Here is a 17129-nt window from a genome sequence, read left to right on the forward strand (position 1 = left end):
ACTTGACGCAAGCACCGGCAGTAGGTTGCATACGTTCTGTGATCGCGCCCCGAGCCTCCGCCACCCCTTCCCCCCTCAATACGTCGACCGTCAGCACCGGAGGGTTCACACCGTGGACCCGGTGATCGTCGTCGGTGCCGGGCCGGTCGGCCTGGCACTGTCGCTCGCCCTCGCCGCCCAGGGCGTCCCCTCCGTCGTGCTGGACGAAGGGCCGGGCAAGGACGAACCCCGCCCGGCCCGCACCGTGGTTCTGCGCGAGGACACCGCGGACCTGGTCGGACGGCTCGGGTGCGAGAGCCTCCGCGACGAGGGGCTGCGCTGGGCGGGGTGGCGCTCGGTGCGGCGCAAGCAGCTGGTGCGCGCGGTTCCGCTCGGTGACGCGGAAGGCCCTGTCCCGCTGCCCTCGCCCGTCCACCTTCCCCAGCACGCCCTCACCCGGGGTCTGCGGGCCGCGGCCGCCGCACAGCACCTGATCAGCATGGTCCCGTTCAGCAGGATCGACACGCTGGAACAGGACCCGCACGGTGTCACCGTGCACACCAGGGAGCCCGGTTCGACGTGGTGGCGCGGCAGCTATCTGGTCGGCTGCGACGGTGCCAGGTCCACCGTGCGCAAGCTCCTGGACATCCGGTTTCCCGGCCGTACGGCGGTGGAACGGCATGCCGTGGCCGCGCTCCGTGCCGAACTGCCGTGGCCCGACGAGGCCGTGCTGCACCGGGCGCCGCCGTGGCGGACCGGGGGTGCGGAGGTCACCGCGCGGCCCCTGCCCGACGGCGTCTGGAGGCTGGACTGGCTCCTTCCGCCGCGTGGTGAGCTCGTCACCCCTGACGCTCTGGTCACCCGGATCCGTGACACCCTCGCGGGCTGGTGCGGCGAGACCCCGGCCTACGAACTGCTGGACACCGGCGTGTACACGCTGCACCACCGCCTCGCCCTGCGCTGGAGGTCGAAGCGCTCCTTCCTGGCCGGCGACGCCGCCCATCTGCTGGGGGCTCTCGGCACCCAGGGTCTGGACGAGGGACTGCGCGATGCCGAGAACCTGGCCTGGAAGCTTGCCCAGGCCTGGCACCACGGCGCCTCCGAGCTGCTCCTCGACAGCTACCAGGCGGAACGGAGGGCTGCCGTCGCCTCCCGGTTGCGTGCTGCCGATCAGTCGCTGCCGATACTGCGTGGCGGGGCCGGCCTGCGGACGCTGGTACCGGGCAGCGGACGCGGGCACGACACCCTGCTGGCCGATGGCCATCTGGGATGCGGCCCCCTGGGTGCGCCCCCCTCGTACGCTAAGTCCCCTCTTTCACCTCAACGCGCCGGGGCGCACACTGCCGTGGGCACGCCCCCCGGTGCGCCGGTCGCCGACACACGGGTGACGGCGCCCGACGGGAAGACGGTGCGGCTGCGCGACCGGCTCGGGCAGGGGCATCTGCTGGTGATCCTGGTCGCACCGGGCACCGGGGTGTGGGACCGGCGGCACTGGCTGACCGCCGGGGTCATGCCCAGGCTCGTCGAGGCCGTGGACGCGCTGCCCGTGAAGGCCGAGCTCCTGGTGACCGAGAGCTATCCGGGGGCAACGGCGCACACCGTGCTGCTGGTCAGGCCGGACGGACACCTCGTGGCGGCGTTCAGCGGAGTCCGGTCCGCGGAGCTCTTCGCCGCGGCCGACGCGGCGCGCGGCGGTGCGGTCGACGCCGCCGACGGTGGCACGGCTCGTGCGACCGCGGCCTCCGACCGGACTGCGGACGTCAATTGACCGTCTCACACGCACATGGTGTACTCCAGATCATGACCGACACCGATGTGCGCCTGTGGCGGAGGGTCCATATGGACCTGGTCCGCTATGCGGGCTGCGTGTGTCGTCCGTCCTGCTGAATCGCCTCGTCATGCCGCGCCGTGCTGCTTTCCGTACGGACGCGTGCCTCCAAGCGAACTCTCAGGACGGTCACCGTGTCTGCACCTTCCCCCTCCGTACCCACGCCCGCGTCCGCCGTCGGCACCAGCACCCCCGGGCCGACGGCCACGGAGCTCCTCGACTTCGTCCGCCGTACCGCGGACGACACCGCGCTCATCTCTTCGCTCCCGCTCGATCCCGAGGGCCGCACCTGGCTCCGGCTCGACGGTCCCGGTGGCAGCGAGGCCTGGCTGATCGGCTGGCCGCCTGGTACCGGCACCGGCTGGCACGACCACGCCGAGTCGATCGGCGCTTTCACCCTGGCCTCAGGTTCCCTCACCGAGCACTCGCTGGCCGCCCGGCTGCCCGCCGACGGCTGGAAGACCCTTGAGCTGACCGACGGGATCGACCGGACCCGGCAGCTGGCGAAGGGCCGGGGCAGGGCGTTCGGCCGGCACCACGTGCACGAGGTGCTCAACGAGTCCGAGACCGAACATGCCGTATCGGTGCACGCCTACTACCCACCACTTCCGCAGATCCGCCGGTTCAGTCGGACGGGTGCGGTGCTCCGCCTGGAGCAGACCGAACGCCCGGAGGACTGGCAGTGAGCAGCACACAGGAACAGCGGGCGGAGCGGGTCGGGATCGACGAGCTGCTGGACCGGGTCCGGGCCGGCTACGAGCGGATCGGCCCCGAGGAGGCCGCTGCCGCAGCGGCGGACGGGGCGCTGCTGGTCGACATCCGCTACGCGGCGCTGCGCGAGGCGGACGGCCTGATCCCGGGGGCGCTGGTCGTCGAGCGCAACGAGCTGGAGTGGCGGCTCGATCCGCAGGGCAGCCACCGGGCTCCGGAGGCCGTGAGCCACGATCTGCAGGTCGTGGTGATCTGCAACGAGGGGTACGCGTCGAGTCTCGCGGTCGATTCCCTGCGGCAGTTGGGACTGCACCGGGTCACCGACCTGGTCGGCGGCTTCCAGGCGTGGCGTTCCGCCGGGCTTCCGGTCGCTCTCTGACTCGCGGTCCTGGCAGCCAGCTGAACCTGTACGCGTGCCGGGGCCTCCGCCCGGAGGCCCCCACCATCGGTCTCGGTCCGACTGACGCCGGGGCAGGCCGCGCTGCGGCTCGCAGGACCGAATGGTGCCCCGACACACCCGAACGCCGCTCCCCGGTGGAGCATTCGCCTCGCGCGACGGACATTCGCCTCATCACTGAGGATCGGAATGTACGGAGATGTCGCGCCGATGGAAACCGCTCGCCTCACCCCTGACCAGCTCGACACCCAGGCCTCGCTGCTCCATGACACGCAGGCGTGGCAGCAGATCGTCACGGGCTGGGAGCGCACCGCCCCCGAGCCCGGCCTCCCGGCACCCGGGCTTTCACACGCAGCACCGTCACTGCCCCCGGCCGACTGGCGGGATCTGCTGTCCGTGCCCGTCGACGAGCTGATCGACGAATCGCTGCGGGCGATGCCCGTGGCTCTGCCCCGCGAGCGCCCGCTCCCCGGGCGGCTGGGTGCAGTCCTGCCCGAGCGCCTGCACGCGTGGCGCCGCATCGGGCAGCCGGATGTCCGCCCTTCCACCCATCTCGGCTACGCGCGGCAGATCCTGACCGAGTGGGGCTGGCAGAACACGCCGTACCGTCTGCGCAACGCCCGTGGTGCCCGCTGCGTGTGCGGGGCCATGCTGACCGCGCACAGGCTCGGCTACGGCTCGCTCGACACCGTGGACCGGGCGGGCGCCTGGCTGATCACCGAACTGCGCTCACAGGGCTGGACCGGACTGATCGGTCCGTGGAACCGCCAACCCGGGCGTACCGCCTCGGATGCGCTTGCCCTGCTCGACGCCACGATCCGCCGGGCCTCCCTCGCCGGACACTGAGCCTGCGGGACCCCTGGCCCCTGTCCACACCGCACCTGCGGGACCCCAGGCCCCTGTCCACACCGCACCTGCGGGATTCCCACGCGCCAGGCCTGCGGGACTCCTGACCATGTACGTGGGATGCCGATCCCCTCCGACACCGGCCGGCGACAGCCCCCTCCGCTACCGCCGACCACTCTCAGTAGGTCTCGTCCAGCCCTTCCATGTCCTCGCCCTCCTGCTCGATCGCCTGACGGACGACGCGCAGGGCCATCCCCTCCCCGTACCCCTTGCGCGCGAGCATGCCCGCGAGCCGGCGCAGCCGCTTGTCCCGGTCCAGCCCTCGGGTGGAGCGGAGTTTGCGCGCGACAAGCTCTCTCGCGGTCTCCTCCTCCTGCTCGGCGTCGAGCTGTCCGACCGCCTCGTCGATCAGCCCGGAGTCCACGCCCTTGGTGCGCAGCTCCTGCACGAGGGCACGACGTGCCAGCCCCCTGCCGTGGTGCCGGGATTCGACCCAGGCGCCCGCGAACGCCGCGTCGTTGATCAGCCCGACATCCTCGAAGCGCGACAGCACTTCCTCAGCCGCCTCGTCGGGGATTTCCCGTTTGCGCAGGGCATCGGCGAGCTGCTTGCGGGTGCGCGGGGTCCCGGTGAGCAGCCTCAGGCAGATGTTGCGTGCCTGCTCCACCGGATCGAGCGGTTCCCCCTTCCCGGCCCTCGACGGGGCGGGGGAACCGCTGCTTCTGGAACGGGAGCGGGAACGACGGCCCGCCCCCTCACCGAACCCGGTCCCCGGGCCGGAACCCGGGGGACCGTCTGCGGACTCTGCGGCGAATTCGGGGCCGGGACCCGCGCCGGCGGCGCTGTCCTGCCACTCCGTGCGACGCGTCACGGCCTAGCTCTTGGCCGCCGCGGTCTTGGCGGGCTTGGCCTTGGTCGCAGGAGCGGGCACCGACTTCGCCGTCCCGTCGGCCGCGACAGCACCCGCGGTGGCCGTCGCGTCGGCAGCGGGCTCTGCCGCCGGGTCCTTCGGCCGCACACCGATGCCGAGCTTCTCCAGGATCTTCTTCTCGATCTCGTTGGCGAGATCGGGGTTGTCCTTGAGGAAGTTGCGGGCGTTCTCCTTGCCCTGGCCGAGCTGGTCGCCCTCGTACGTGTACCAGGCGCCGGCCTTGCGGACGAAGCCGTGGTCCACGCCCATGTCGATCAGACCGCCCTCGCGGCTGATGCCCTGGCCGTAGAGGATGTCGAACTCGGCCTGCTTGAAGGGGGGCGCGACCTTGTTCTTGACGACCTTGACGCGGGTGCGGTTACCGACGGCGTCGGTACCGTCCTTGAGCGTCTCGATCCGCCGGATGTCGAGGCGCACCGAGGCGTAGAACTTGAGCGCGCGGCCACCGGTGGTGGTCTCCGGCGAGCCGAACATCACGCCGATCTTCTCGCGGAGCTGGTTGATGAAGATCGCGGTGGTCTTGGACTGGTTGAGCGCGCTGGTGATCTTCCGGAGCGCCTGGCTCATCAGGCGGGCCTGCAGACCCACGTGCGAGTCACCCATCTCGCCCTCGATCTCCGCACGGGGCACCAGGGCCGCGACGGAGTCGATGACGATCAGGTCGAGGGCGCCCGAGCGGATCAGCATGTCCACGATCTCGAGAGCCTGCTCACCATTGTCCGGCTGGGACAGGATGAGGTTGTCGATGTCGACGCCGAGCTTCTTCGCGTACTCGGGGTCGAGGGCGTGCTCGGCGTCGATGAAGGCCACCGTGCCGCCGAGCTTCTGCGCGTTCGCCACGGCGTGCAGCGTCAGCGTCGTCTTACCGGAGGACTCCGGTCCGTACACCTCCACCACACGGCCGCGCGGCAGGCCGCCGACGCCGAGCGCGACGTCGAGTGCCGTCGACCCGGTGGGGATCACCTCGATGGGCTCGTTCGGCCGCTCACCGAGGCGCATCACCGCGCCCTTGCCGAATTGCCGCTCAATCTGTGCGAGTGCGGCGTCCAACGCCTTCTCGCGGTCGTTACCTGCCATGGGTTCCACCCGATTTGCTTGAGTCGATCGCTTCACGTCAAAGACGCTAACCCCTGCCACTGACAATGGGCCTCGACGTCCTCCCGACCTGTGGACAACTCCACGGTCGTGCCCGGGAAAACCCGGCCGGAATCCAATGAGAATGGATGTTCGATTTTGGTGTCAAGCACACCACGCCGGGCCGGCACAGCCGAGAGTAGCGGCTTATAACAGCCAAGGTCGACCGAGTCAACGAAAAGTGACAGGTGCCATGCTAGGTTCCGGCGTCATGGAGATGCCTCCGAGGGGTCTGTCAGGAAAAGTCGCTCTTGTCGCCGGTGGTACACGCGGTGCGGGCCGAGGAATCGCCGTACAGCTGGGAGCGGCCGGAGCGACCGTGTACGTCACCGGACGCACCAGCGGTTCCGAGCGCTCGGAGATGGACCGCCCCGAGACCATCGAGGAGACCGCGGCGCTCGTCGACGAGGCAGGCGGTCGCGGCATCGCCGTCCGGGTCGATCATCTCGTGCCCGACCAGGTCAGCGCGCTGGTGGCACGCATCCGGAGCGAGCAGGGGGCTCTGCACATCCTGGTGAACGACATCTGGGGCGCAGAGATCGAGTGGGACAAGACCGTGTGGGAGTCGTCCCTGGACACCGGGCTGCACACGCTGCGCCTGGCCGTGGACACCCACGCGATCACCAGCCACTTCGCGATCCCGCTGCTCATCGCGACACCGGGCGGCCTGGTGGTCGAGGTGACGGACGGCACGGACGAGTACAACGCCACCAACTACCGGGTGTCGTTCTTCTACGACCTCGCGAAGGCCGCGGTGAACCGCATGGCCTTCGCCCTCGCGCACGAGGTGGAGCCGCACGGGGCGACCGCCGTGTCGCTCACTCCGGGCTGGCTCAGGTCCGAGGCCATGCTCCAGGCCCACGGCGTCACCGAGGCGAACTGGCGTGACGCCGTCGCCCACTCGCCCCACTTCGCCATCTCCGAGTCACCGGCGTTCGTCGGGCGGGCCGTGGCCGCGCTCGCCCAGGATCCCGAGGTGGCTCGCTGGAACGGGGACTCGCTGTCCAGCGGGCAGCTGGCGCAGGTCTACGGCTTCACCGATCTCGACGGCAGCCGGCCCGACGCCTGGAGGTACCTCACCGAGGTCCAGGACCCCGGGCTGCCCGCCGACGTCTCCGGCTACCGCTGAGCCGGCAGCCCCGCGTCACCGGTCCCGGCGGCCCCTGACAGCACGGCGGATCCTTGACAGCACCGGCTCACCGCGGCGCCGGTCGTGGCCGCCGCGCACCCTCGGGTCGTCCGTCACGGCGTAGCGCTTCACGTACGCGCCCAGGAATGCCTGGAGCGTCGCCACCGCGGGAATGGCGATCAGCGCACCGACCGCGCCCATCAGAGCGGTACCCGCGACCACGGATCCGAAGGCGACCGCGGGGTGGATGTCGACCGTCTTCGAGGTGACCTTGGGCTGCAGCACGTAGTTCTCGAACTGCTGGTAGACCACGACGAATCCGAGCACCCACAGCGCGTACCAGGGATTCACGGTGAAGGCGATGAGCATGGGCAGCGCACCCGCGAGATACGTACCGATCGTCGGGATGAACTGGGAGACCAGACCGACCCAGACCGCGAGCGCCGGAGCGTACGGCACACCGAGGATCACCAGCAGGATGTAGTGCGCCACTCCTGAGATCAGCGCCATCAGGCCGCGCGAGTAGATGTAGCCGCCGGTCTTGTCGACCGCGATCTCCCAGGCGCGCAGCACCTCGGCCTGCCGGGCGGGCGGCAGTACGGAGCACAGCGCCCGCCTCAGCCGGGGGCCGTCGGCCGCGAAGTAGAACGAGAACAGGAAGATCGTCAGCAGCCGGAAGAGCCCGCCGAGCACCGTCGTGGAGACATCGAGCACTCCGGTCGCGCTGTTCTGGACGTACTTCTGGAGCCAGTCCGAGTGGAGCAGGCTGTCCTGCACCTCGACCCGCGAGAGCGAGGTGTGGAAGGTCTCGTTGACCCAGTTGATCACCGAGTCGAGGTACTGGGGGAAGTCCTCGACCATGTCGACGATCTGGCCCGCGAGCATGGAGCCGAGCAGGACGACGAAGCCGACTCCGAAGATCAGAACCCCGAGGGAGACCAGGAAGGTGGCGAGTCCGCGGCGCATCCCGCGTGTCGCCATGCGGCTGACCGCCGGCTCGATGGCGAGCGCCAGGAAGAAGGCGATGAGGATGTTGGTCAGCAACCCGATGAGCTGGTCGAACGCCCAGCTGCCGAGCTGGAAGCACCCGTAGAGCGCCAGGGCGAGGATGATCGCGCGCGGCAGCCAGGCAGGCATGCGGACCGGACCGCTGCCGGGCGGCGGGGTCGGTGGCTCGGCGGGCGGGACGGGTGGTGAGTCGGGCGGCTGGATCTCGGCGGTCTCGTCTGTCGGTGCCACGGGACAAGTCTCGCTCACTCCGGTGACAGCCGGTTGCCCGCCCCGGTGCCGGATCTTCCGGTCAGCGCTTGTCGGCGGGGATGCCGACCGCCGAGCAGACCCCGCGCCAGACGTCCTTGGTCTCCCAGCCCGCGGCCAGTGCCTCGTGCACCGTACGGCCTCCGAGCTCGGCCATCACGTGGTCGCGCGCGAAGGAATCCGCGTACCCCTCACCGAAGTGGTCCGCCATCCGCTCCCAGAAAATCGTCAACCGCATGCCTTCAGTATCCCGCTCCTGAGAGTGCAGCCGAGCCGGTACGCCCTACCCCCGGCGCTTTCCCCTCTACGGTCGGTCCATGGCTGGAACCGGAGCAAAATCCCTCGCCCGCGCCGAGCAGTTCGTCTGGCTCACCGCACGTGTCCTCGAGCAGCGGCGGTTCGCCCATCACTTCCTGGACGGGGGTGCGGATGTGGTCGAGACCGCGCTCGCCGCCTATCTGAACGAGGACGGCGGCTACGGGCACGCGCTCGAACCCGACCTTCGCGGGCCCGTGAGCCAGCCGCTGCACACCGCTCACGCGCTGAGTGTTCTCGATTCGATCGGTCGTTGCAGCGGTCTGCGCGTGGAACGGATCTGTCGCTATCTGACCGACGTGTCGACCAAAGAGGGCGCACTGCCGGCACTCCACCCCTCCCAGCGCGGCTATCCCGCCGCTCCCTTCATCCCGGTCGTCGACGATCCGCCCGCCGAACTGCTGGCCACCGGCCCCGTCGTCGGGCTGCTGCACCGTAATCAGGTGTGGCACGCCTGGCTCTTCCGGGCCACCGATTTCTGCTGGTCCGCCGTGGACGCGCTGGAACAGTCCCACCCGTACGAGATCGAGGCGGCCGTCGCCTTCCTGGACGGTGTCCCGGACCGGGCGCGCGCCGAGGCCGCCGCCGACCGTCTGGGGCGGCTGGTGCGTGAGCAGCGGCTGGTGGTGCTTGATCCGCAGCGGTCCGCGGACCACCCGGTGGCTCCCGGATATGCCCCGGGTGAGCATCACTTCCCGTACGACTACGCGCGTACGCCCGGGTCGCTCGCGCGCCGCTGGTTCAGCGACGCCGAGCTGGACCGTTCGCTCGATCACCTGGAGGCCGGGCAGCAGGAGGACGGAGGCTGGCCGGTCACCTGGCGGCAGTGGGCCCCGGGCACGGCTCTGGAGGGGCGCCCGATCGTGACGCTCAAGGCCCTGCAGACCCTGCGGGCGCACGGGCGCGGCCTCCGCTGAACCGCTGCCGGCCGCCTATCCCAGGGCGCGTACCCCCGCGGTGACCACGACGGCGGCGCCGACGACGATCAGGAAGGGTGCCCGCAGAACGAGCGCGAGGGCCGCTGCGGCGAGCCCGGCCGCCCTGGCGTCCAGGACCAGTTGCTGTCCGTCGCCGAAGGTCTGCTGTGCGGTGAGGGCCGCGAGCAGCGCCACCGGCAGCAGCGCGGCCAGTCGCTGGACGACCGGTCGTTCCAGTACTCCGGCGGGAACCAGCAGCCCCGCGAGCTTGGCGAGATAGCAGCCGGCCACGGTGAGTCCGATGGCGATCCACACGTTCATCGGCGCTCCTGGGGCTTGTCCGTGCCGCCTGCGGCGGCTTCGGCCTGTGCGGTCTTCCCGCGTCCCATCAGGAAGAGGACCACGGGGGCTGCCAGCGCGGACAGCAGTACGGGGACGCCGGCAGGCAGTACCGGCAGCAGTCCGAGGGCCAGCAGGACGGCGACGCCTGCCGTGACGCGCTCCGTGGTGCTCTTCAGCATCGGCGCGAGCAGGGCGAGGAACACCGCGGGGCTGGCGGCGTCCAGCCCCCAGGTGTTGGTGTCGCCGAGCGCCTCCGCACCGAGTGCGCCCACCAGCGTGGTCAGGTTCCACAGCACGTAGAGGGTGAGTCCGGTGACCGTGAAGCCGATGCGCGCTGCCCGGCGGGTGGGCTGGGGCAGGGTGACCGCGGTCGTCTCGTCGATGACCCAGTGGGCGGCGAAGGGCCGTACCGCGCGCGGCAGGGCAAGCAGCTGCGACAGCCGCAGCCCGTAGAAGGCGTTGCGTACGCCGAGGAAGAACGCTCCGGCCGCGGCGGTGTAGGGATTGCCGCCGGCCGCGAGCGCGCCCACGAGGGCGAACTGCGAGGCGCCGGTGAAGACGAGGAGGCTGAGGACGCAGGTCTGGAGGAGGGTCAGCCCGGAGCCTGCCGAGGTGACCCCGAACGCGAAACCGGAGAGACCTACCGCGACGCCCACGCCGAGGGCGTCGCGGACGACCGCCGCGTCCGTCTTCTCCCCGACGGCGGGCGGGCCTGCGGCTATGACGCCGCTGCTTTCGGGAGGTGCTGTCTGTTCTGCCACGCCCGGAACGTTACGTGGCGAGATGCGTGCCGGTCTTGTACGTTCTTGCGCGCTCGCGCCGGTACGCGCCCGGGGGCACTCCCACGATCCGGGTGAAGTGGCGGTTGAGGTGGGGCTGGTCGGTGAAGCCGACAGCCGTGGCGGCATCGGCGGGCGTGCTCCCCGCGTCCAGCAACTGCCGCGCCCGGCGGACCCGGGCGTCGGTGAGCCAGGTGTGCGGTGGCATTCCGTACTGCTTCTTGAAGGCCCGGAGCAGCGCGAAGGGGCTGGTGCCGAGCTCGGTGGCGAGCGCGTCCAGGGTGGGTGGCCGCTCCATCCGCGCTTCCAGTGCCGCCCGCGCACGGGCTGCGTCGCCGGCGCCTGCGGAGCGGGGCGTGCGGGTGGGCAGCACCCGGCCGTGAGAATCCAGCAGCCGGGCGACCAGAACCCTGAGCAGGCTGTCGGCCGCAAGCGCGTTGCTCTCCTCTGCCGCACGGTGGACCTCAGTGATCAGCCGGGCCGCCTCCGGGTCCACCGTGCTGGTCTCGGCGAAACCGACCGTGCCGCGCAGGCTCGTCAGGTCGGCCGCGATGTCGTTGACCACCTGGGCGGACGGGTAGAGCGTGGCGTACACCCAGCCTTCGGGGTCTCCGGCGCGTGCGGTGTGCGGCACCTCCGGGTTGATCATGACCACGGTGCCCGGACCGGCGTGCACGGTGCCGTCGGGCAGCCCGACGTCCTCGATCCCGCGGGTGATCGTGCCGAAGACGTAGCCCTCGTGGCTGTGGCGCGGGAAGGTGTGACGGACATACCGGGCGCGCAGCAGATCGAGCTCGGGCAGCTCGGCGTGCTGCCAGTACCTCGCCCATTCCCTCGCTGCTCCCGTTGCCGCCATGCTCGCATTCTCGCAGGTCCGGGCCGGTGACCGCAGGTCCGGTCGGCGGATGTCCGGCAGGCTCGGCGGCCGTTGTCAGTGGTGGGGTGCACGATGGGGGACATGGCCGGTTCCGCACTCGATTCGTTCTCACCCGCGACCCGTAGCTGGTTCTCAGGTGCCTTCGACGCGCCCACCGCGGCGCAGGAGGGTGCCTGGCGGGCCATCGGCGAGGGTTCGGACGTCCTGGTCGTCGCGCCGACCGGTTCGGGCAAGACGCTCGCCGCGTTCCTCGCCTCGCTGGACCGGCTGGCCGCGGTCCCGCCGCCGGCCGAGGCGAAGAAGCGCTGCCGGGTGCTGTACGTGTCGCCGCTGAAGGCTCTCGCGGTCGACGTGGAGCGCAACCTGCGCTCGCCGCTGACGGGGATCCGCCAGGAGTCGGTGCGTCTGGGGCTTCCCGAGCCGGAGGTGCGGGTCGGGATCCGGTCCGGCGACACCCCGCCGGCCGAGCGCCGTTCGATGGCGACCAAGCCGCCGGACATCCTGATCACCACCCCCGAGTCGCTGTTCCTGATGCTCACCTCATCGGCCCGGGAGGCGCTGGCGGGGGTCGAGACGGTGATCCTGGACGAGGTGCATGCCGTCGCGGGCACGAAGCGTGGTGCCCATCTCGCCGTGTCGTTGGAGCGCCTGGACGAGCTGCTGCCGCGGCCTGCCCGTCGCATCGGGCTGTCGGCGACCGTGCGTCCGGTGGGCGAAGTGGCGCGCTTCCTGTCGCCGCAGCGGAAGGTGGAGATCGTCCAGCCCCCGTCCACCAAGCAGTTCGACCTGTCTGTCGTGGTTCCGGTCGAGGATCTCGGTGAACTGGGCGGCTCCCCCGCCACGGACGGCGGGGCGGACCAGGCGGAGAAGCCGTCGATCTGGCCGCATGTCGAGGAGCGGATCGCGGATCTCGTCCAGTCCCACCGCTCCACCATCGTCTTCGCCAACTCACGGCGGCTGGCGGAACGCCTCTGCAACCGGCTCAACGAGATCGCCTACGAGCGGGCAACGGGCGAAGCCATGCCCGAGGCCCACTCCCCCGCCGAGATCATGGCCGAGTCCGGGGCGGCCAAGGGTGCGCCCGCCCTGCTCGCTCGTGCACACCACGGTTCGGTGTCCAAGGAGCAGCGCTCCCAGGTCGAGGAGGACCTCAAGGCCGGTCGGCTGCCCGCTGTGGTCGCCACCTCGAGCCTGGAGCTCGGCATCGACATGGGTGCGGTCGATCTGGTGATCCAGGTCGAGTCCCCGCCGTCCGTCGCCTCGGGACTGCAGAGGGTGGGCCGCGCCGGTCACCAGGTGGGTGCCGTATCGACAGGAGTGGTCTTCCCCAAGTACCGCGGTGACCTGGTGCAGGCGGCGGTGGTCACCGAGCGGATGCGCGAGGGTGCCATCGAGGCCCTGCGGATCCCGTCCAACCCTCTGGACGTGCTGGCCCAGCAGCTGGTCGCCATGGTCGCGCTCGACACCTGGCAGGCCGATGATCTGCTGGCCCTGGCCCGGCGGGCCGCCCCGTTCGCCTCGCTCCCCGAGTCCGCGTTCACCGCGGTGCTCGACATGCTGGCCGGGCGCTATCCGTCCGACGCCTTCGCGGAGCTTCGCCCGCGCGTCGTCTGGGACCGCGTCGCCGGTACGGTCACGGGCCGTCCCGGTGCCCAGCGGCTCGCCGTCACCTCGGGCGGCACCATCCCCGACCGCGGGCTCTTCGGGGTCTTCCTCGCCGGAGCGGACCCCAAGAAGGGCGGCGGGCGGGTCGGCGAGCTGGACGAGGAGATGGTGTACGAGTCCCGGGTCGGCGACGTCTTCACGCTGGGCACCACGTCCTGGCGGATCGAGGACATCACCAGGGACCGGGTCCTGGTCTCGCCCGCCCCCGGCGTCCCGGGGCGGCTGCCGTTCTGGAAGGGCGACCAGCTGGGTCGGCCACTGGAGCTGGGCCGTGCGCTGGGCGCGTTCCTCCGGGAGATCGGCGGGCTGTCGCCCGAGGACGCCCGGCACCGGCTGCTCGCTGCCGGCCTCGACACATGGGCCGCGGACAACATCCTGTCGTACCTGGACGAGCAGCGTCGTGCCTGCGGTCATGTCCCCGACGACCGGACCATCCTCGTCGAGAGGTTCCGCGACGAGCTCGGCGACTGGCGGATCGTGGTGCACTCGCCGTTCGGTGCCCAGGTGCACGCCCCCTGGGCGCTCGCCCTGTCCGCCCGGCTCGCCGAGCGGTACGGCATGGACGCCCAGATCATGCATGCCGACGACGGCATCGTGCTGCGGCTTCCGGACGCCGATCTGATGGGCCTGGATCTCCTCGACTTCGATCCGGTGCAGGCGGATCCCGGACAGCAGGCCGGACCCGAGTCCGGGCGGGGCGATACGGCCCCGGGCTTCCCGGGTGCCGGCGGGTACGACAGTGAGCAGCCTCCCGTCGGCGCCACTGATGTCGTCTTCGACAAGGGGGAGATCGGCCAGGTCGTCACCGATCAGGTGGGCGGATCGGCCCTGTTCGCGTCCAGGTTCCGTGAATGTGCGGCGCGTGCCCTGCTGTTGCCCCGCCGCAGCCCCGGAAAGCGCACCCCGCTCTGGCAGCAGCGCCAGAGAGCGTCCCAGTTGCTGCAGGTGGCCTCCGAGTTCGGCTCGTTCCCGATCGTTCTCGAAGCGGTCCGTGAGTGCCTCCAGGACGTCTTCGACGTCCCGGGTCTCACAGAACTGATGGGCGACCTGGAGGCACGCCGTATCCGTCTGGTCGAGGTGACGACCACCGAGCCTTCACCGTTCGCGCGCTCCCTCCTGTTCGGTTACGTCGCGCAGTTCCTGTACGAGGGTGACTCCCCGCTCGCCGAGCGGCGTGCCGCCGCGCTCTCGCTCGACTCCCATCTCCTGGCCGAGCTGCTCGGCCAGGCGGAGCTGCGCGAGCTGCTCGACGCCGATGTCCTCGACGAACTGGAGCGGGAGCTACAGTGGCTGACGGAGGACCGGAGGATCAAGGACATCGAAGGTGTCGCCGACCTCCTGCGCGTCCTCGGTCCGCTCACCGACGACGAACTGGCGGCGCGCGGTGCCGAGCCCGCATGGGCGCCCGAGCTCGCCGCGGCGCGGCGCGCGATCCAGGTGCGCATCGGCGGGTCCGTCCACTGGGCGGCCATCGAGGACGCGGGCCGGCTGCGGGACGCCCTCGGGACCGCGTTGCCCGTGGGGGTTCCCGAGGCCTTCACCGAGCCGGTGAAGGATCCTCTCGGCGACCTCCTGGCCCGCCATGCCCGTACCCACGGCCCGTTCACCACCACACGGGCCGCCGCCCGCTTCGGTCTCGGCAGCGCTGTCACGGACGGCGCGCTGCAACGGCTCGCCGCGTCCGGCCGGGTCGTCCAGGGCGAGTTCCACCCGGCAGGAATCGGGCAGGAGTGGTGCGACGCCACGGTCCTGCGGCGCCTGCGCCGCCGCTCGCTCGCAGCGCTCCGCCAGGAGCTGGAGCCCGTGCCACCCGCCGCCCTGGCCGGCTTCCTCCCCCAGTGGCAGCACCTCGGCGACAACAGCCTGCGCGGGATCGACGGACTGGCCCGCGCCATCGAGCAGTTGCAGGGTGCCCCGGTCCCCGCATCGGCTCTGGAGAAGCTGATCCTGCCGAGCCGCGTCGCGGGATACACCCCCGCCCTGCTCGACGAGCTCACGACCACCGGCGAGGTCGTCTGGGCCGGCGCGGGCGCGCTGCCCGGGAAGGACGGCTGGCTCTCCCTCTATCCCGCGGACAGTGCGCCTCTGCTCCTGCCTCCACCCCATCCGCTGGAGCAGACCGCGCTGCACGAGTCGGTCCTCACGACCCTGGCGGGCGGGTACGGCCTGTTCTTTCGGCAGATCGCCGACCAGGTCCGCGCCACCACCCACCCCGACTGCACCGATCCTCAACTGGCGGACGCGCTCTGGGACCTTGTCTGGTCCGGCCGCCTCACCAACGACACCCTCGCCCCGCTGCGCTCGCTCCTGGGCTCGGGGCGCACGGCGGGATCCACCGCCCACCGCGCGAAGCGCAGTGTCCCGCGCGGCCGTTACGGCTCGCTGAGCGCCGCGGCCCGTCCGGCGTCCCGCACCGGTCCGCCGACCGTCTCGGGCCGTTGGGCCCTGCTGCCCCCGGCCGAGCCCGAACCGACCCACCGCGCGCACGCCCTGGCCCGCACGCTCCTGGACCGCCACGGTGTGGTGACCCGTGGCGCCGTGCAGGCGGAGGGTGTCGAGGGCGGGTTCTCCGCGACGTACCGCATCCTTGCCGCGTTCGAGGACAGCGGCCAGGCACGCCGTGGGTATGTTGTCGAGGGCCTGGGAGCGGCCCAGTTCGCGATGGACGGTGCCGTGGACCGGCTCAGGGCGACGTCGACCGCCCGTGACCGTACGGACCCCGGCGCGACTCCCCGCGCGCTCGTTCTCGCGGCGGCCGATCCGGCCAACGCGTACGGCGCCGCCCTGCCCTGGCCCGATTCCCCGGACGGCGCCGGGCACAAGCCCGGCCGCAAGGCCGGCGCGCTGGTGGTCATCGTCGACGGCGAGCTGACGCTGTACATGGAGCGCGGCGGCAAGACCCTGCTGGCATGGCCGACCGACCCCGCCGATCCCGCACTTCTGGCGGCGGCCGAGGCGCTCGCGTCGGCAGCCCGCGCCGGGACCCTCGGCACCGTGACGGTGGAGCGCACCAACGGTGCTTCCTCCCTCACCTCCCCGCTGGGCCGCACCCTGGAAGCCGCCGGCTTCCTCGCCACGCCCAGAGGGCTGCGTCTGCGCGCCTGAGACCTCCGGTGGGAGCGGCGCGCCTGCGGCCTCGGGTGACGGCGGCGGCCGGCGGCTCCCGTCCCTGCCGGGGGCCGCGCATCATGGAGACATGCCCGAAGGTGACACCGTCCTGCAGACCGCCAAGCGTCTCGACGCGGCGCTCGCAGGTCATGTACTGACCCGCTCCGACCTACGGGTCCCCCGGTTCGCCACCGCGGACCTGACCGGCCGTGCTGTGCTCGATGTCACCGCGCGGGGCAAGCATCTCCTCACCCGCATCGAAGACGGTCTCACCCTTCACAGCCACCTGCGGATGGACGGTGCCTGGCGCGTCTACGCGGCGGGAGAACGCTGGAGCGGCGGGCCCGCCCACCAGATCCGCGCCGTCCTCGCCACCGCGGAGCACGCCGCCGTCGGCTACCGGCTCCCCGTCCTCGAGCTGCTCCGCACCCGGGACGAGGAGCAGGCCGTCGGCCATCTCGGCCCTGATCTGCTCGGGCCCGACTGGGAACCGCACACGGCCCTGCGCAATCTGCTCAGCGACCCCGCACGCCCTCTCGGGGAAGCGCTCCTGGACCAGCGCAACCTGGCCGGTATCGGCAACGTCTACAAGTGCGAACTCTGCTTCCTGGCCCGCGTCACCCCCTGGCTGCCCGTGGGAGAGCTGCCCGTGCCCACGGCCGGCCGGCTGGTGACGACCGCCAAGCAGCTCCTCGAAGCCAACCGTGACCGCCCGACACGGACGACGACCGGCCCCGTCGCCGCTCTCGGCCGGGCGCCCACGCGGGAGCGGCTCTTCGTCTACGGCCGGGGCCACCGCCCCTGCCTGAGGTGCCGCACTCCGATCCGCAAGGCGGACCAGGCCGACCGGCCCACGTACTGGTGCCCGCACTGCCAGCCGGGGCCCACTCACTAGGAGACGGCCGTCAGCGGCG

Annotated in this window: 16 protein-coding genes; 9 read left to right on the forward strand and 7 right to left on the reverse strand. The window is 71.4% G+C overall.

Features of this window, described 5'->3' with window-relative positions; all coding sequences use genetic code 11:
* Nucleotides 1–112: 112 nt before the first annotated feature.
* The 5 genes from OG257_RS10615 to OG257_RS10635 all read left to right on the forward strand — a co-directional run bounded on the left by OG257_RS10615 (nt 113) and on the right by OG257_RS10635 (nt 3761).
* On the forward strand, nt 113–1747 hold the full coding sequence (locus OG257_RS10615; RefSeq protein ID WP_329206766.1) for an FAD-dependent monooxygenase: 1635 nt from the start codon (nt 113–115) through the stop codon (nt 1745–1747).
* Between the two features lie 32 nt (nt 1748–1779).
* Entirely contained in the window at nt 1780–1866 is an 87-nt protein-coding gene (locus tag OG257_RS10620) for a putative leader peptide (protein WP_311605579.1), read from the forward strand.
* 75 nt (nt 1867–1941) lie between these two features.
* Nucleotides 1942–2493, forward strand: a complete 552-nt coding sequence (locus OG257_RS10625; RefSeq protein WP_329206767.1) for a cysteine dioxygenase — start codon at nt 1942–1944, stop codon at nt 2491–2493.
* Nucleotides 2490–2897 carry a rhodanese-like domain-containing protein gene (locus OG257_RS10630; protein WP_329206768.1) on the forward strand — a complete coding sequence of 136 codons (408 nt, stop codon included), beginning with the start codon at nt 2490–2492 and terminating at the stop codon, nt 2895–2897. The genes OG257_RS10625 and OG257_RS10630 overlap by 4 nt, the downstream gene beginning before the upstream one ends.
* Nucleotides 2898–3125: 228 nt before the next feature.
* Nucleotides 3126–3761 (forward strand): DUF6197 family protein, encoded by a 636-nt coding sequence (locus tag OG257_RS10635; RefSeq protein WP_329206769.1) that lies wholly within the window; start codon nt 3126–3128, stop codon nt 3759–3761.
* A gap of 178 nt (nt 3762–3939) precedes the next feature.
* Here OG257_RS10635 and recX read toward each other — a convergent pair whose 3' ends face one another.
* Nucleotides 3940–4632 (reverse strand): recombination regulator RecX, encoded by a 693-nt coding sequence (gene recX / locus OG257_RS10640; protein ID WP_329206770.1) that lies wholly within the window; start codon nt 4630–4632, stop codon nt 3940–3942.
* A 3-nt stretch (nt 4633–4635) separates the two neighbouring features.
* A complete protein-coding gene (gene recA / locus OG257_RS10645; RefSeq protein WP_329206771.1) occupies nt 4636–5769 on the reverse strand; it encodes a recombinase RecA in 1134 nt (377 codons plus the stop codon).
* A 274-nt stretch (nt 5770–6043) separates the two neighbouring features.
* On the opposite strand from recA, the gene OG257_RS10650 reads away from it, so the two are divergent.
* Complete coding sequence (locus OG257_RS10650; RefSeq protein ID WP_329215019.1) at nt 6044–6955, forward strand: SDR family oxidoreductase; 912 nt, start codon at nt 6044–6046, stop codon at nt 6953–6955.
* A 15-nt stretch (nt 6956–6970) separates the two neighbouring features.
* On the opposite strand, the gene OG257_RS10655 is transcribed toward OG257_RS10650, so the two are convergent.
* The gene (locus OG257_RS10655) at nt 6971–8092 is read right to left on the reverse strand and encodes an AI-2E family transporter (RefSeq protein WP_329215021.1); all 1122 of its coding nucleotides are present in this window, start codon (nt 8090–8092) and stop codon (nt 6971–6973) included.
* Nucleotides 8093–8255: 163 nt separating this feature from the next.
* A complete protein-coding gene (locus OG257_RS10660) occupies nt 8256–8450 on the reverse strand; it encodes a DUF3046 domain-containing protein (protein WP_329206772.1) in 195 nt (64 codons plus the stop codon).
* Nucleotides 8451–8529: 79 nt separating this feature from the next.
* Between OG257_RS10660 and OG257_RS10665 the strand changes: the two genes are divergently transcribed.
* Nucleotides 8530–9444 carry a hypothetical protein gene (locus OG257_RS10665; RefSeq protein ID WP_329206773.1) on the forward strand — a complete coding sequence of 305 codons (915 nt, stop codon included), beginning with the start codon at nt 8530–8532 and terminating at the stop codon, nt 9442–9444.
* 15 nt (nt 9445–9459) lie between these two features.
* Here OG257_RS10665 and OG257_RS10670 read toward each other — a convergent pair whose 3' ends face one another.
* Genes OG257_RS10670 through OG257_RS10680 form a run of 3 tightly spaced genes read right to left on the reverse strand, consistent with a single transcriptional unit; the run spans nt 9460 to nt 11421 of the window.
* A complete protein-coding gene (locus OG257_RS10670; protein ID WP_329206774.1) occupies nt 9460–9765 on the reverse strand; it encodes an AzlD domain-containing protein in 306 nt (101 codons plus the stop codon).
* Nucleotides 9762–10547 (reverse strand): AzlC family ABC transporter permease, encoded by a 786-nt coding sequence (locus tag OG257_RS10675; RefSeq protein ID WP_329206776.1) that lies wholly within the window; start codon nt 10545–10547, stop codon nt 9762–9764. The genes OG257_RS10670 and OG257_RS10675 overlap by 4 nt, the downstream gene beginning before the upstream one ends.
* 10 nt (nt 10548–10557) lie before the next feature.
* Nucleotides 10558–11421 carry an AraC family transcriptional regulator gene (locus OG257_RS10680; protein WP_329206778.1) on the reverse strand — a complete coding sequence of 288 codons (864 nt, stop codon included), beginning with the start codon at nt 11419–11421 and terminating at the stop codon, nt 10558–10560.
* Nucleotides 11422–11523: 102 nt separating this feature from the next.
* Between OG257_RS10680 and OG257_RS10685 the strand changes: the two genes are divergently transcribed.
* Both OG257_RS10685 and OG257_RS10690 read left to right on the forward strand, forming a co-directional pair.
* Nucleotides 11524–16212 (forward strand): Lhr family helicase, encoded by a 4689-nt coding sequence (locus OG257_RS10685; RefSeq protein ID WP_329206779.1) that lies wholly within the window; start codon nt 11524–11526, stop codon nt 16210–16212.
* Between the two features lie 91 nt (nt 16213–16303).
* Nucleotides 16304–17110, forward strand: a complete 807-nt coding sequence (locus tag OG257_RS10690; protein WP_329206780.1) for an Fpg/Nei family DNA glycosylase — start codon at nt 16304–16306, stop codon at nt 17108–17110.
* The last annotated feature ends 19 nt before the right edge of the window (nt 17111–17129 follow it).

It is taken from the genome of Streptomyces sp. NBC_00683 (assembly GCF_036226745.1).
Taxonomy (GTDB): Bacteria; Actinomycetota; Actinomycetes; order Streptomycetales; family Streptomycetaceae; genus Streptomyces.

Excerpts from the sequence above, each read along its gene's own strand:
- OG257_RS10620 (WP_311605579.1), top strand. The coding sequence starts at position 1,780 with ATGACCGACACCGATGTGCGCCTGTGGCGGAGGGTCCATATGGACCTG.
- OG257_RS10635 (WP_329206769.1), top strand. The coding sequence starts at position 3,126 with ATGGAAACCGCTCGCCTCACCCCTGACCAGCTCGACACCCAGGCCTCG.
- recA (WP_329206771.1), bottom strand. The coding sequence starts at position 5,769 with ATGGCAGGTAACGACCGCGAGAAGGCGTTGGACGCCGCACTCGCACAG.
- OG257_RS10650 (WP_329215019.1), top strand. The coding sequence starts at position 6,044 with ATGCCTCCGAGGGGTCTGTCAGGAAAAGTCGCTCTTGTCGCCGGTGGT.
- OG257_RS10655 (WP_329215021.1), bottom strand. The coding sequence starts at position 8,092 with ATGCCTGCCTGGCTGCCGCGCGCGATCATCCTCGCCCTGGCGCTCTAC.
- OG257_RS10660 (WP_329206772.1), bottom strand. The coding sequence starts at position 8,450 with ATGCGGTTGACGATTTTCTGGGAGCGGATGGCGGACCACTTCGGTGAG.
- OG257_RS10665 (WP_329206773.1), top strand. The coding sequence starts at position 8,530 with ATGGCTGGAACCGGAGCAAAATCCCTCGCCCGCGCCGAGCAGTTCGTC.
- OG257_RS10670 (WP_329206774.1), bottom strand. The coding sequence starts at position 9,765 with ATGAACGTGTGGATCGCCATCGGACTCACCGTGGCCGGCTGCTATCTC.
- OG257_RS10680 (WP_329206778.1), bottom strand. The coding sequence starts at position 11,421 with ATGGCGGCAACGGGAGCAGCGAGGGAATGGGCGAGGTACTGGCAGCAC.
- OG257_RS10685 (WP_329206779.1), top strand. The coding sequence starts at position 11,524 with ATGGCCGGTTCCGCACTCGATTCGTTCTCACCCGCGACCCGTAGCTGG.
- OG257_RS10690 (WP_329206780.1), top strand. The coding sequence starts at position 16,304 with ATGCCCGAAGGTGACACCGTCCTGCAGACCGCCAAGCGTCTCGACGCG.